The 14,406-nt window shown below is 65.2% G+C and carries 11 protein-coding genes; 9 read left to right on the forward strand and 2 right to left on the reverse strand.

The genetic code is table 11. From position 1 onward, the window contains the following. Positions 1 to 4: 4 nt before the first annotated feature. Positions 5 to 2,485 carry an LPXTG cell wall anchor domain-containing protein gene (locus HK401_RS02940; protein ID WP_181273148.1) on the reverse strand — a complete coding sequence of 827 codons (2,481 nt, stop codon included), beginning with the start codon at positions 2,483 to 2,485 and terminating at the stop codon, positions 5 to 7. A gap of 211 nt (positions 2,486 to 2,696) precedes the next feature. Here HK401_RS02940 and HK401_RS02945 point away from each other — a divergent pair, with 211 nt between their 5' ends. The 9 genes from HK401_RS02945 (at position 2,697) to HK401_RS02985 (ending at position 13,031) form a co-directional block, all read left to right on the forward strand. After that, positions 2,697 to 3,959, forward strand: coding sequence for a heme/hemin ABC transporter substrate-binding protein (locus tag HK401_RS02945; RefSeq protein ID WP_181273149.1), 1,263 nt, complete (start codon positions 2,697 to 2,699; stop codon positions 3,957 to 3,959). Next, complete coding sequence (locus HK401_RS02950; RefSeq protein WP_181273150.1) at positions 3,956 to 5,128, forward strand: FecCD family ABC transporter permease; 1,173 nt, start codon at positions 3,956 to 3,958, stop codon at positions 5,126 to 5,128. The genes HK401_RS02945 and HK401_RS02950 overlap by 4 nt, the downstream gene beginning before the upstream one ends. Beyond that, complete coding sequence (locus HK401_RS02955) at positions 5,125 to 5,970, forward strand: heme ABC transporter ATP-binding protein (protein ID WP_181273152.1); 846 nt, start codon at positions 5,125 to 5,127, stop codon at positions 5,968 to 5,970. Before HK401_RS02950 ends, HK401_RS02955 begins: the two co-directional genes overlap by 4 nt. Positions 5,971 to 5,973: 3 nt before the next feature. Beyond that, positions 5,974 to 7,401, forward strand: a complete 1,428-nt coding sequence (locus tag HK401_RS02960; RefSeq protein WP_181273153.1) for a hypothetical protein — start codon at positions 5,974 to 5,976, stop codon at positions 7,399 to 7,401. A gap of 47 nt (positions 7,402 to 7,448) precedes the next feature. After that, a complete protein-coding gene (locus HK401_RS02965) occupies positions 7,449 to 9,761 on the forward strand; it encodes an HtaA domain-containing protein (protein WP_181273155.1) in 2,313 nt (770 codons plus the stop codon). Positions 9,762 to 9,855: 94 nt separating this feature from the next. Further along, positions 9,856 to 10,803 carry an aldo/keto reductase gene (locus HK401_RS02970; protein ID WP_219921651.1) on the forward strand — a complete coding sequence of 316 codons (948 nt, stop codon included), beginning with the start codon at positions 9,856 to 9,858 and terminating at the stop codon, positions 10,801 to 10,803. Beyond that, positions 10,800 to 11,375 (forward strand): SRPBCC family protein, encoded by a 576-nt coding sequence (locus tag HK401_RS02975; RefSeq protein WP_181273157.1) that lies wholly within the window; start codon positions 10,800 to 10,802, stop codon positions 11,373 to 11,375. Before HK401_RS02970 ends, HK401_RS02975 begins: the two co-directional genes overlap by 4 nt. Further along, a complete protein-coding gene (gene tsaD / locus HK401_RS02980; protein ID WP_181273159.1) occupies positions 11,372 to 12,451 on the forward strand; it encodes a tRNA (adenosine(37)-N6)-threonylcarbamoyltransferase complex transferase subunit TsaD in 1,080 nt (359 codons plus the stop codon). The genes HK401_RS02975 and tsaD overlap by 4 nt, the downstream gene beginning before the upstream one ends. Then, positions 12,438 to 13,031, forward strand: coding sequence for an NUDIX domain-containing protein (locus tag HK401_RS02985; RefSeq protein ID WP_181273161.1), 594 nt, complete (start codon positions 12,438 to 12,440; stop codon positions 13,029 to 13,031). The genes tsaD and HK401_RS02985 overlap by 14 nt, the downstream gene beginning before the upstream one ends. A gap of 231 nt (positions 13,032 to 13,262) precedes the next feature. Here HK401_RS02985 and HK401_RS02990 read toward each other — a convergent pair whose 3' ends face one another. Then, positions 13,263 to 14,390: a glutamate--cysteine ligase gene (locus HK401_RS02990; protein ID WP_181273163.1), complete on the reverse strand. Its 1,128-nt coding sequence runs from the start codon at positions 14,388 to 14,390 to the stop codon at positions 13,263 to 13,265. Positions 14,391 to 14,406 lie beyond the last annotated feature (16 nt).

Raw genomic sequence — 14,406 nt, forward strand, 5'->3', positions numbered from 1 at the left:
CAGTTTAGCGCTTGCGCATCCGCGAGAACAGTACGGATCCTGCGCCGAGGACGATCAGACCGAGAGCGATCGGCAGAGTCATCAGATCGGCGCCGGTGCGCGGGAGATTCGAGCTGCCGTCGGAGCTGCCCGAGGCGGATCCTCCTGTGGACGACGCTGCGGAGCCCGAACCTGCGGACCCTGAACCGTCCGAGTCCGAACCTGCGCTGTCGTCGGAGCCGGAAGCGTCTGCTTCGGAACCGTCGGCCGCACCCTCGGATGCGCTCGAACCACCATCGGAACCGGCCTCGGCACCATCGGCGGATCCGCTGTCCGAGTCGCCTTCGCTGCCGGCATCGTCATCGGCGGCCTCGTCTTCGTTCACCGTGACGGTGAACTCGGCGGGGTCGGACGGCACACCGTCGACCGTGGCGATGGCCGAGTAGGCGTACGTGCCCTTCGCGCTCGGTGCCTTGGTGGAGAAGTTGCCTTCACCGTCGGCGGTCACCGTGACGTTGTCCTCGCTGGGAACAGTCGCGGCGAAGGCCTTGATCTGGCTGCCGGCGTCCTTCTCGACCACGGGGGTCCATGCGAGGTTCACCTCTGCGTTCGGGGTGGTCGTGCCCTTGACGAGTCGGTCCTCGCCGACGGTCTGGTCCTTGACGACAGGCTTGGCAGGCTTGTCCTCGTCTCCGTCGGAGCCGGCATCGGAGTCATCTCCGTCGGCGGAGCCACCGGCGTCCGAGTCGGAGCCGTCGGCCTTGCCGTCGGCGTCAGCGGCGGCCTTCGAGCCGTCGTCGTCACCTTCGGCGGCATCAGCTGCGCCCTTATCATCGGCCTCACCCTCGGCGGCGTCGGCAGCGCCGTCGTCGCTTCCTTCAGCGGCATCGGCTGCACCGTCATCGCTGCCTTCGGCAGCGTCGGCAGAACCATTGTCGTCGGACTCGGCGCCGTCGGTGTCGCCTTCGGCGGCATCGGCTGCACCCTTGTCGTCGGCTTCGCCTTCGGCGGCGTCAGCTGCACCGTCGTCGCCGGCTTCGGCACCGTCGGCCTCGCCTTCGGCTGCATCGGCTGCGCCCTCGTCGCCGGCCTCGGCACCGTCGGTCGCACCGTCGTCAGTGCCTTCGCTGTCGTTGTCGGACTCTTCGTCCTCACCGGGGAACAGCGCGTTCTTCTGCTCATCGGTCAGTTCGATGGGTGCGCGGTAGAGCTCGGCGTCACCGGTGGGCAGACCGTGGGCGACCCAGGTGAGCACGTCGTAGTCCTTGGACTCATCGAGGTCGGCGGTCTCCGCCGTGACATCGACGTCGATCTTGCCGTCCTTGATCTGCGGGGGCATCACGTACTGCACGGCGGTCGTGTTGCCGTCCGTGACGTCTTTGCTCGCGAGCTCGCGATCGACGATCGCCGCATAAGCGCCCGCCGAAGGCTTGCCGGTGCTGGCATCGGGGAGGTTGTCGTAGCCGTCTCCCGTGACGTTGACGATGAGCCCGTCCTCGGCGCTCGCCGACTTCACCGAGTGCGAGGTCGAAACATCGGGTGCCGGGGCCTGCGCGGTGTATTCGACCGTGAGCGGATTGGTCTTCTTCCGCGGCTGCAGCGAGTTGGCCGCCCCTGCCGTGGTGTACCAGTACGAGTCCTGACCGGTCTCGACGTTGAAGTCGATCCAGTCCTGCGGCATCGCGCCCCACCAGGACTCGTTCTCGGCCGACTTCGGCGACTGCGGGTTGCGTCCGGCCGTATCGGTCTCAACGCCGAGGTAGTCAGGGGTGAACTCGAAGCCATCGTCCGTGACGTCGACCGATCCCTTTTGGATTTCGACGATGTCACCGTCACGTGCATCCAGCTTCTTCCAGATCGACGTGTCGTCCATGTCCGTGCCGAAGCCCGAGTAGGTGCCCGTGATGGTGCCCTTGCCGTCTTTGACCTCGAGCTTCGGATCGGAGATCGACCAGTAGGTCATGCCGCCGTAGTAGGCGAACGTCCACGAACCTTCCCACTGGATAGATGCGGTGTCGCTGTCGGCATCGATGGTGCCGGTGCCGTTGGCGATTTCGATGTGATCGCCGCTGTGATTGTTCTCCGCTTCGGCGTTGGTGCCCTTGACCGTTTCGCCTTCGCCGGTCTTGCAGCGATTCTCGAAGTTCGATTTCTTGCCGTTCGTCTTCACGATCGAGGTGTTACCGTCGACGAAGTTGCCGTCGCCGTCGACCGGATAGACCTTTCCAGCATCGGCGGCGGTCCAGATGCGGGCCATGCCCGCATCCCCAGCCTCACCGGCAACGAGGAAGTTGCACCCGCCGAAGTAGGCGCCGCCGGTGGACTCGTTGTTGACTGACCAGCTGAATACGGCATCGTCGACGGTCTTCTCGACAGCGCCGAACGCCGGGGCGCTCATGCCCATGCCCAGCAGTCCGGTGGCAGCCGCGATCGCCGCTCCTGTCGCCAGCGGCGAAGTGAAGCGCCGTGCCTTCGGGGCCCGTGCGCGCGCACTCTTGTGCGTCATAGATTCTCCTCATTTTCAACGTCAAACACGGCGGAGACCGCGTGGTGCCAGGCATCCGAAAAGATCCTGGATTCATCATCAGCAGAAGTTGTGGATTTGCTGAACGGTAAATAGACTACACAGATATAACCTAAAAAGCCAAGGCAAGCCTCACTTATGAATGGGTAGCCTTACCTTAACTAAATGACTTTGAGAAGTAGTCGAGTAACTCATGCAGAAGTGGTCTTTGCGCAGGACTGTGCGCCGACGGTCGTTCCGCCGCACCGCCTGGCTCGCCGGTGGTCTGGTGCTGGCAGTCCTGCTGTGGAACAACGGAATCCACAACATCGGTTCGATCAACGCCCAAGGTGAGGGCGGCTGTCAGCAGCCGCCGGCCCGGTCGACGCCGAATATGCCCGATGTTCCCGACGTCGACCGTTCGGCACTGCCGGACCCGACATCGATCAAGGGGCAGACGACCGCGTACACCCAGGCGGGGGAGATCCCGCCCGTCTCCGACACAGCAGCACACGAAGCGAACCTGCCGGTGACGGTGAAGAGCAACGACGGCCCCGAGCAGACGGTGAAGAAGACCGACCGGATCCTCGCGATGAACCAGAACGGCGGTATCGCCGCCGCCGTGGTCGGCCTCGGCTTCGGCTGCAACCTCGTCGGCCGTGACATCGCCACCGACTTCACCCAGCTCGTCCCCGGAGCCGAGCAGCTGCCGCTGATCACCCAGGGTGGGCACGAGATCAACGCCGAGGCGGTGCTCGCGCTCTCGCCCGATGTCATCCTCACGGATACGACGATCGGCCCGTATGACGCCCAGCTGCAGCTGCGCAATGCCGGCATTCCTGTGATCTTCATCTCCTCGTCCTACTCCGAGGGTGTGCGCTCGGCCGGTCCGCAGATCAGGGAGGTCGCCGATGCGCTCGGCGTTCCGGGTCTCGGAGAGAAGCTCGCCGAACGCACCGTCCGCGAGATCAACGACACGCAGAAGGCCGTCGCGAAGCTCGCCCCCGAGGACCCGGCAGATCGGCCGCGGACGGTCTTCCTCTACCTGCGCGGCAACATCTACTACTGGTTCGGCGTCGGTTCCGGAGCGGACTCGCTCATCCAGTCCGTCTCTGCCCGCGACGTCGCCGCCGAGGTCGGCTTCGAAGGCATGTCCCCGACGAACTCCGAGGCCCTCATCAAGGCCGCACCCGACGTCATCATCGTCATGACCCTGGGGCTCGCCTCGGTCGGTGGCATCGACAAGGCGCTCGAACTGCCCGGCATCAAACAGACCCCGGCCGGGAAGAACCGACGACTCGTCGACATGAGCGACTACGAAGTGATGAGCTTCGGCCCGCGGTCGGCGCAGGTGCTCGCGGCACTCGGCACCGCGATCCATGCCCCCGACCTCGCCTACCACCCGGACCACCCGCCGAAGTCGATCGAAAAGCGTCTGAAAGAGATCAATGAGGAATTGGACGATGACAAAGCATGAGTGAGTCCACCGAGATACGGGACAGCTCGCTGCGTCGATCCCGTCGCGACCGCCTCGGCGAGGGCAATCCCGCCAGAGAGGGCGACCCCGTCGGGAAGGGAGACGGCCTCGACCTCGGGCGCATCCGCGGTCAGCGCACCGCGCGGGCAGGAACACTGTTCCTCATCCTCATCATCGCTCTCATCTCCGCGTGCGTGCTCTCCGCCGCGATCGGCCAGCTCTTCATCCCGCCGCTCGAGGTCGTCGGCTCCCTGCTGAACAAGATCGGTCTCGACTGGCTGCCGGGACCGAGCCACGAATTCGGTGAAGAGGCACTGTGGCAGGTGCGCTTCCCTCGTGTGGTCATGACCGTCCTCGTCGGTGCCGCGCTCGCCGTGGCCGGTGCGATGATGCAGGGTGTCTTCGGCAACCCGCTGGCCGAACCCGGCGTCGTCGGAGTCTCCTCGGGTGCCGCGGTCGGCGCCAGCGCCTCGATCCTCTTCGGCTGGTCGTTCCTCGGTGCGTTCACGACCCCGACCTTCGCCTTCGTCAGCGGCCTGATCACGACCTTCATCGTCTACACGGTCTCCCGTTCGGGTGGGCGGACGGAGGTGATCACGCTCGTGCTCACGGGTGTCGCGGTCAATGCCATCGCCGGGGCCGCGATCGCGTACATCACCTTCGCTGCACCGACCTCGGCGAGGGAGCAGATCGTGTTCTGGCAGATGGGCAGCTTCAACGGCAGCCTGTGGTCCCAGGTCGGACTCATCCTCCCGCTCATCGTGTTCGGGATCATCATCGCCCAGACCCTGGCACCGGGCCTCGACATCCTCTCACTGGGAGAGAAGAGCGCCCGCCACGTCGGCATCAACGTCGAACGCCTGCGCATCATCGTCATGGCCGTCGTCGCTCTGCTGGTATCCGCGGCGGTCGCATTCTGCGGGATCATCGCCTTCGTCGGCCTCGTCGTCCCGCACATCATCCGCATGATCATCGGGCCCGGCCACCGGCTGCTGCTGCCGGCCAGCGTGCTCGGCGGTGCCGTGCTGCTCTCGATCGCCGACCTCGCCGCCCGCACCCTCGTCGAGTTCGCCGATCTGCCCATCGGCATGCTCACTTCACTGGTCGGCGGACCGTTCTTCTTCTACCTCATCAGACGCAGCCGCAAGGAATCCGGAGGTTGGGCATGAGCATCATCAGCGTAGGCAGATCTGCCGTTCGCCGTCCGGACTTCCCCGTCGCCGGCAAGCCGATCATCTCCGTGCGCGGAGCCGAGGTCAGCTTCGGCGAACGCACGATTCTGGCCGGGATCGACCTCGACATCCGGTGCGGGGAGGTGCTGGCCATCGTCGGCCCCAACGGTGCCGGCAAATCGACCCTGGTCAATGTCATCACCGCCGACGTCGAGCTCGACGCCGGCAAGGTCTTCATCGATGACGAGGTGGAGTACTCCTGGTCGACCCGCGAACTGGCGATGCGCCGGGCGGTCCTCCTCCAGGACATCGGGATGGCGTTCCCGTTCACCGTCCTCGAGGTCGTCGAGATGGGCCGCTCCCCGTGGGCGGGCATGCGCGAATCCCAACACGACGATCTCATCGTCGCCGGTTCGATGTCGCGGACCGAGACCGTGCAGTTCGCGGCCCGGAAGTTCACCTCTCTGTCCGGTGGTGAGAAGGCTCGCGTGGCCCTGGCCCGTGTGCTCGCGCAGGCGACCCCGGCGCTGCTGCTCGACGAACCGACCGCGCCGATGGACATTCGCCATCAGGAGCTCGTCCTCCAGCAGGCCCGCGACTACGCCTCCACCGGGGGAGCCGTGGTCATCATCGTCCACAACCTCGACCTCGCCGGTGCCTACGCGGATCGCATCGCGATGATCTCCGACGGGTCGATCATCGCCGACGGGCCACCCGCCGAGGTGCTCACCGCCGATCGCATCAGCGACGTCTACGACTACCCCGTATCCATCGTGGCCGACCCGAACACCGGAGCACCGCTGGTCGTGCCCGTGCGGGCCGGCCGAAAGGAGGACTGACCCATGCTTGACAACGCACTCGACCGGACAATCGCCTCGGTGCCGGTGAAGCGGATCCTCGCGCTCATCACGATCTCGACGCTGTTGGCCGTGGCCGTGGGCCTGACGGCGACGATCATCAATCCGGCCCCCGCCGAGGCGGCTCCGAAGGTGTCCGTGTCTGGCACCCCGAAGGCCGATGGCGAGTCCGAACTCAAACTCTCGGGGTCCGGCTTCCAATCCGTCGAAGGCGGGTTCGGCGGGATCTACGTCCTCTTCGGCTGGGTCGACGACTCCTCCGGAAGTTGGCGGCCGAGCAAGGGCGGAGTCACGGGAACGAACTACCGCTACGTCTACGACGATGAGACCAAACCGGCCGGATACCAACTGTTCGTGGCCTTCCCGGGCTCGAGCACAGAGTATGCGGCCAACGGGGGCAAGATCGCGGCTAACGGCACCTGGAGCGGAACCATCAAGGTCCCCGGTGAGAAGTTCACCACCTATGACCGGTCGCAGAACGAGACGCAGGTCGACTGCGGCGAGGTCCAGTGCGGGATCATCACGATCGGTGCCCACGGCGTCGACAATGCGAACAACGAATCCTTCACTCCTGTCGACTTCGCCGCCTCCGGGGCGGCTGCGGGCGCGGATGCGGAGAAGACCGACGACGAGAAGACGTCGTCGGAGAACAAAGACGAGAAGAAGGACGATGAGGCCGCCTCGGGGGATCAGGCCGAGACGACGAGCGCCAGCGGCGGGTCCGGCAGCGGTTCCGGCAGTGGTTCCGGTGGGGGCGACGGGCAGACCGTCGACCCTGCACAGAACCCGAATGTGGCGCCGGTGGCCAGTGAACCTCCGATGAGCACCTCATGGCTGATCTTCTTCGCGATCCTCGCCGGAGTGCTCGTGCTCGGGTCGATCATCGCGATCGGTCTCGGGTTCGGCATCGGCGGCTACCTCGCGGCCAAGAGCCTGCTGCTCGGCGTCAGCCCGGCGGCGATGGAGAAGGAACGCGACCGGCGCGAGCGCAAGCGTATCCGGACCCAGCACAAGCTGGCCAAGCGCCGACTGGCGATGCAGCGGAAGAAGAAGCTGCAGCTGGCCAAGCTCGAACGTGGTTCCGAACGTGCCGTGGCGCACGCGAACCATCAGAGTCTCGGCCCCGGCAACGGGAAGCTCCCGCCGCAGGTCATCGCCTTCTTCGAGGACGAGGACCGGAAGACGGCGGGCAACCGCAGCGGAGGCGACGGTGTCGGTGCGGCGCCGAGCTTCTACACCGGAGGCGTCGTCTCTGCCGGTACCGGGCCGAACGCCGACGGTACGGATTCGGGGAACGGCGGGGCCGCCTCGGTGGGAGAGACCGGCCCGGAGGATCACAAGGACACGCGGGTCCTCACCCGAGTGGCCGCGGACGACGCTGAGACCACCACCATCCCGACGACGAAATCATGAGACGCGAACGGACCGTCCACCTGGACGAGAACGGACGAGGTACGACGATGCACACTCACACCTCCTCTCGCAGGGGCAGGATATTCACGCGCACCGCGGCCGGGATCGCGGCTCTGGGGCTGTTGGGTTTCGGTCTCACCGGTCCCGTACAAGCGGTCACCGCGCCGTATTCGGTACCTAGGGCGACCTCCACGACGGATCCGAGTCAGGACGCGACGGGCGAGCAAGCGATCGACGACGCGGTCTTCGACTGGTCAATCAACGATGAGTCGACAGGCGGATCGTACTTCGGCGGGTGCAACTTCCTCGCCGCGGGCGCGGCCGGCGACGCCGAGTTCTCGCACGTCTGGACGGAAGCGGACACGAAGAAGCTCGTCGGAATGGACGACTCGGGCAACTTCACGGACGGCAACGTCTCTATTGTCAAGACCAACAACACCTACAACACCTTTGGATCCAGGTGCCAGACCGCTGACGGTAAGAAGGTCAACGGAGCGACGAACACGACGTCTGATCCCAACCACACCGGAGACAGCGTCCGAATCACCAACGGCAGCGGAACCATCGATCCTGACGCCGACAACGCCTCGATCCAGTGGAAGGGATCGTGGACGATCGTCTATTACGGAGGCATGACCTACTGGACGATTTCGGATCCGAAGCTCGAAATCAAGGACGGCCAGGGCACGATCACTGGCACCTACTCGGGCTACGGCGCCGACATGGACGACCCCAGCATCTGGAGGAAGCTCAGTCCCAAGAAGAACAAGGTGATCGTTAACCTCAAGAAGGGCGATGTCGACATCACCGAGAAAGGCTTCGAGTTCACACCGGACTTCCTCGGCGTTTCCACCAACATAGACGGTCGCAATCCACAGTCTAAGAAGTCCGACGAAAATGAGTCCTGGTGGGGTGCGATGCCTCAGGACTGGATCGACTTCAATGTCGATACCGGGCAGGACTCCTATTGGTACACGACGGCGGGCTCGAAGACTTCGATCCAGCCGCGGAAGAAGACCAATCCGCTCAAAGTCAGCTACACAGAGTCAGTCGAAGAACCAGGCGACGGCGACCATACGCCAAACCCAGACGATCCCGGGGACGATGACAATGGGGACAAGGGCGATGACGATAAGGGCGATGACGGGAAGGGCGACGACAAGAAGACAGCAGGCGATGGAACGGCAACCCTGTACTGGTCACTGAATAAGGAGACCAACGGAGGCGCGTTCTACGGCGGCTGCAACTTCCTCTCGGCTGGCAAGGCCAAGGACTCCGGAAGCGCCCGTGTCTGGCCCTCAGGTGGGGGCGGCTTCTACAAGTCGAAGTCCGGGAACGTGACCATTCAGAAGCCGACCGGATCGACGTTCAAGGAAGCCTCGTGGGACTCCCGATGCCAGGACTCATCCGGCGAAGCCGTATCGACCTCGCGCAAGGGTTCGTGGACTCAATCCCGATTGGCGATCAAGAACGGCGAGGTCAGTGAGTCCGATGACGGCGTGACCGTGCAGTGGAAGGGCAGCTTCACCGTCGCCTTCTACGGCGGCATGACCTACTGGTCGGCGACCGACCCGAAGCTCGAGGTCGACGCGAACGGACAGGGCAGACTCGTCGCCAGCCTCAGCGGGTACGGTGCCGACATGTTCGACTCCTCGAAGTGGGTCACCCTCAAACCCGAGTCGATCACGATGGCCAACTTCACAAACATCGACATCGACGCACTCCTCGACGACGGGCACATCACGGCTACTCCCGACTACCTCGGCGTGAAGTACGACAACAAGGGCAAATCAGGGTCCTCGGGCGGTTCAGTCGGCGGTGCGGATGAGAACGCCTCGGCGCAGGCGAAGAAGTCCGGTGAGAACTCCGACTACTGGGGTGCCTTCCCACAGGACTTCGTCGACTTCCAGCACAAGACCGGCCAGTACTCGTACTGGTTCACCTCCGATGGTGTCCGCGATCCCTACAAACCGGCCGAACCGATGACCATCTCTCTCGGAGACTACGAGCCGGGTGCCGGGGACTACAACGCGGCAGCCGGCAACGGCGCTCCCGCCCAGAATGCTTCGGGTGCCGGTGGCCAGCAGGGAGCCGGCCAAGCTGGTGGCGGCGCCGGTGGAGGCGGTTCTGCCGGTGGGGCAGGCAAGGCCGCCTCGGATAAGAAGTCGGACAAGGGCAGCGACTTCGACGACGACACCATCTTCGCCGAGGAGGCTGAAGAGGTCCGGGCCGCGTCCGAGGTGCCTGTGCGCGCTTGGATCGTCATGGGCACGGGACTGGCCGTCGCGATCGTGGCCGGATTCGGCATCCGGTCGGGAATCCGCCGCCACATCGGGCTCGATCCCTCCGACCTCGTCTGAGGGTGCGAAAACGGTCGGGTCAGGGCTCGGTGCGCGGTGTTTCTCACCGTGAACCGGGCCCTGGTCCACATTGTCGGGAGGGTAGGCTGGAGGCATGACACGTGTGCAATTGGCAGATACCGATCTCTCCGTCCATCCTCTTCAGCTGGGTGGCAATCCCTTCGGCTGGGGTGCGGATCGGGACCAGAGCTTCGCGGTCCTCGACGCCTACGCTGCGGCAGGCGGAAACTTCATCGACACCGCCGACGCCTACTCGGTCTGGGTCGACGGCAACTCCGGCGGAGAATCAGAGACGATCATCGGCGAATGGATGAAATCCCGTGGCAACCGTGACGAGATGGTCATCGCGACGAAGGTCGGCATGCACCCGAAGCACAAAGGTCTCGACCCGGCGAACATCCGCGACTGCGTCGATGACTCGCTGCGCCGACTGGGCACCGACCACATCGATGTCTACTACGCCCATGTCGACGATGACGAGGTCGACCAGGTCGCCGTCGCCGAGACCTTCGACGCTCTCGTCCGCTCGGGGAAGGTCAGCTACCTCGGCGCCTCGAATTTCAGCCTCGAGAGGCTGCAGTCGGCGAGGAAGATCTCCACGAAGTTCTCCCTGGCCTGCTACCGCGTCGTCCAGGACCGGTTCAACCTCGTCTCCCGCGCCGCCGTCGACGAACAGAAGCAGGCGTACCTGCGCTCCGAAGGGATCGCCGAACTGCCGTTCCACTCCCTGGCCTCCGGGTTCCTCACCGGCAAGCACACCGGCGGAGATGCCACCGGCAGCGTCCGCGGCGAACGAGTCGAAGGATTCGTCGAGGATCAGAAGGCACTCGGCGCCCTCGAGGCTCTCCACGACGTCGCCTCGGCCCACAACGCGACGATGACGGCCACGGCCATCGCCTGGCAGCTCAGCCACGACTTCATTCCCTCGACCATCGCCTCGGCCCGGGTGCCCGAACAGCTCACCGAGCTGCTTGCCGGCACGCAGATGCAGCTGAGCGACGAGGAGATCGCGGCACTGAACGATTCGTGGGTGGAGGAATGAGCACACCCTCCCCACGCCTCGTCAGCTGGGAGAACGGCACCGACCTCGTCATCGAGCTGCTCCTGGCACGCGATGTCGGTACCGTCTGGGACGCCCTGACCGACAGCGGCACCGCGGCGGCATGGTTCGCGCCGTTCCGCCTCGGCGAGGAATCGTCCGATGCGGGGGATGACGCCGACGTGCCCGCGTCCCGACCGATCACCTTCGAACTTGAAGACATCGACCTGAACGGGTCGGTGCTCAGCTGCGAAGAGTACGACCACGTGCTGCTCGAACTCGACGACTTCGGGGTGCTCGGAATCCGGCTTCTGCCGCTCGAAGGCGAAACGGGTGAGGAGACTCTGCTCGTGTTCACCCAGACCGCGGCCGATGTCGACACCGCCCGCGCGCAAGCGACCGAATTCGGACCCATGTGGGACACCCACCTGCGCCTGTTTGCCCGCAGCCTCGGCGTCAACATCGCCGAGGCGACCGAACCCGAACTCAACGCTGCCTACTCTGACCTCGCGCTCGAAGCCGGGGATGCGGGAGACGGCCCTGATTCGGTCGACGCTGAGGGGGCCGAATCGTGAGCGAACCCCTCGTCCTCGGCATCGAATCCTCCTGCGATGAGACCGGAGTCGGCATCGTCCGCGGACGCACACTGCTGACGAACACGGTGTCCTCATCGATGGACGAACACGTCCGCTTCGGCGGAGTCGTGCCCGAGGTCGCGTCCCGGGCCCACGTGCAGGCCATCGGCCCGGCCATCGCTTCGGCGTGTGAGACCGCCGAGGTGGAACTGTCCGACATCGACGCTGTGGCCGTCACCGCCGGCCCGGGATTGTCCGGGGCGCTGATGGTCGGAGTGGGCGCGGCCAAGGGGCTCGCCGCGGCACTGAACAAACCGCTCTACGGGGTCAACCACCTCGCCGCACACGTCGCTGTCGACCTCGTCGCCGAGGACGTCGACGGGCTGACCACGCCGACGATCGCGCTCCTCGTCTCCGGAGGACACACGGAGATCCTGCGCATCGGCGATGTCGTCACCGACATCGAACTCCTCGGCGCCACGATCGACGATGCCGCAGGTGAGGCCTTCGACAAGACCGCACGCCTGTTAGGACTGAACTACCCGGGCGGACCGAATATCTCGAAGGCTGCTCTCGGGCTGCTTGACGGCACCGGCGTCCCGGGCGACCGGAAGGCCGTGACGTTCCCGCGCGGGCTGGCGAAGAAGCAGGATCTTCATGATCCGGAGCGCCGGTACAACTTCTCGTTCTCCGGGCTGAAGACCGCGGCTCTGCGCGAGGTGACGAAGGCCGAAACGCTCGGAACCGACCTGCGCGTGGCCGATATCGCCGCCGGGTTCGAAGATGCCGTCGTCGACGTGCTCGTGACCAAGACCCTGCTGGCCGCGGATGATACTGGGATTAACCATGTCGTCCTCGGCGGGGGAGTGGCCGCGAACTCGCACTTGCGTGAGGTGCTCGCTGAACGCTGCGCTGAGGCTGGGGTGACCCTGCGAGTGCCGCCCTTGAAACTGTGCACCGACAACGGTGCCATGGTCGCTGCCCTCGGCTCCGAGCTCGTCTCCCGCGGAATCGGGCCGAGCGATCTGTCTTTCGCAGCCGTCTCATCATTGGATGTCGATCATGTCCTCGTCTGAGAACGATCCGAACGCTGCCGCAGGAGGTGACCCCGAAAGCGCAACTTTCGACAGCGTCGCCGAACGGAACGCACAGGCGGCGAAGTCCACGCACCTGCCCGACGGTCGGCCGCCTCGGCGATCGGGTGACGGATGGACCTACGGTTCGGATGGGAAGAAGCACTGGGGTCTCGACGGGGCTGCCGGACTCATGCTCGTCGATCCGGAGCGCGGGGTGCTCATGCAGCACCGGGCGCTGTGGTCGGTCGAGGGCGGAACCTGGGGCTTCCCCGGTGGGGCCCGGGACATGGGGGAGTCGGCGGTCGAGGCCGCGATTCGCGAGTCCTGGGAAGAGGCCGGCGTGCCTGACCAGGACGGATCCGGCATCGAGATCGTCGAGACGCATGTCCTCGATCTCGACACCTGGTCATACACGACGGTGATCGCGAAGACCCTGCGCCGCTTCGATGCCGTCATCAACGACCCCGAGAGCATCCAACTGTCGTGGGTGCCGCTCGACGAGCTCGACGATTACGAGCTGCACCCGGGAGTCGCCGCCGCGCTGCCGACGCTGCTGGAGCTGCTGCGCCCCCACCTGTGAAGGGGTGGCTTTTGGCGGGCGTGGCTGGGCTGCCGCTTGGTTGCAGTGCCCGCGTTGCGAAGTGCCTCCTCGGTGGACTGTTTGGTCGATCCACGGCGGTTCAGGCGCTCATAACGCCGCGGATCGACCAAACAAATGATGAAGTAGGCAGGTCGGCGCCGAGACCACTGTGGTGCGCACCGGTGTCTCGGCGCTCCACCGGTGTCTCGGCGTGCGGCGCCCCGCAACCCCTCAGCGGTAGGAGTTGCGCAGGTCGCCGATGAGCGAACGAGTCACTTCGGTCAGCGACCCGGTGGCGCCGAAGACCTTCTGCAGACGCTGGTAGGGCACCCCGCGTTCGATGATCGAGGTGATCGAATGCAGCTCCTCGGCGCAGCCGAGGCGTTCGGCGACCGGGGACAGGCGTTCGATCTCATCGGCCAGGCACTCGGTGACCAGGCGCTCGTCGGCTGCGGCATTTTCGATGATGATCGCGTCCATGCCGTAGCGGGAGGCTCGCCATTTGTTCTCGTTGTGGAACCAGTCGGGCATCGTCGGCAGCGTCTCCCCGTTATCGAGACGTTCCGACATGTCGTCGACGAGGCACTGGATGAACGCAGTGATCGCGAGGATCTCCTCGAGCGTCGGCAGTCCGTCGCAGACCCGGACCTCGACGGTGCCCCAGTGCGGGGCGGGACGGATGTCCCAGCGGATCTCGTTGATGTGGTCGATGATGCCGGTGGTGAGCATGTCATCGACGTACTTCTCGTAGTCGGACCACTGCTCGAACTGGAAGGGCAGGCCGGCGGTGGGCAGCTGCTGGAACATCATCGCCCGGTTCGAGGCGTACCCGGTGTCCGTGCCGCCCCAGAACGGGGAGGAGGCGGACAGTGCCTGCAGGTGCGGGACGTAGGCGAGCAGGGCATTCACAATCGGCAGCACCTTGTCTCTGGAGTCGATGCCGACATGCACGTGGACGCCGAAGATGAGCATGTTCCGACCCCACCACTGGGTGCGGTCGACGAGTTCGAGGTACCGATCCTTGGCTCGGACCTCCTGCGTGTGCCACTGCGCGAACGGATGGGTGCCCGCGGACATGAGCTCGACGCCGCGAACCTCGGTGAGATTTCGCAGGGCACCGATCGAGGCAGCCAGATCCTCGGCGACGGTCGACACCTGTTTGTGGACGCCGGTGACGAGCTCGATGGTGTTCGTGAGCATCTCACCGACGATCTTCTTCTCGAAGTCGGGAGCATGCTCGGCCACATCCGTCAGCAGAGTCTCGGCGGCAGGGGTCAGGTCCAGGCTCTGTGAGTCCAACAGAGCCAGTTCCCATTCGACACCGAGGGTGGAGCGGGGAGAGCGTGCGAAATCGACCATGGGTCGATCATAATCG

This window comes from Brevibacterium oceani, assembly GCF_013623835.1.
Lineage (GTDB): Bacteria > Actinomycetota > Actinomycetes > Actinomycetales > Brevibacteriaceae > Brevibacterium > Brevibacterium oceani.

Excerpts from the sequence above, each read along its gene's own strand:
- HK401_RS02955 (WP_181273152.1), top strand. The coding sequence starts at position 5,125 with ATGAGCATCATCAGCGTAGGCAGATCTGCCGTTCGCCGTCCGGACTTC.
- HK401_RS02940 (WP_181273148.1), bottom strand. The coding sequence starts at position 2,485 with ATGACGCACAAGAGTGCGCGCGCACGGGCCCCGAAGGCACGGCGCTTC.
- HK401_RS02945 (WP_181273149.1), top strand. The coding sequence starts at position 2,697 with ATGCAGAAGTGGTCTTTGCGCAGGACTGTGCGCCGACGGTCGTTCCGC.
- HK401_RS02965 (WP_181273155.1), top strand. The coding sequence starts at position 7,449 with ATGCACACTCACACCTCCTCTCGCAGGGGCAGGATATTCACGCGCACC.
- HK401_RS02985 (WP_181273161.1), top strand. The coding sequence starts at position 12,438 with ATGTCCTCGTCTGAGAACGATCCGAACGCTGCCGCAGGAGGTGACCCC.
- HK401_RS02975 (WP_181273157.1), top strand. The coding sequence starts at position 10,800 with ATGAGCACACCCTCCCCACGCCTCGTCAGCTGGGAGAACGGCACCGAC.
- HK401_RS02950 (WP_181273150.1), top strand. The coding sequence starts at position 3,956 with ATGAGTGAGTCCACCGAGATACGGGACAGCTCGCTGCGTCGATCCCGT.
- HK401_RS02990 (WP_181273163.1), bottom strand. The coding sequence starts at position 14,390 with ATGGTCGATTTCGCACGCTCTCCCCGCTCCACCCTCGGTGTCGAATGG.
- HK401_RS02960 (WP_181273153.1), top strand. The coding sequence starts at position 5,974 with ATGCTTGACAACGCACTCGACCGGACAATCGCCTCGGTGCCGGTGAAG.
- HK401_RS02970 (WP_219921651.1), top strand. The coding sequence starts at position 9,856 with ATGACACGTGTGCAATTGGCAGATACCGATCTCTCCGTCCATCCTCTT.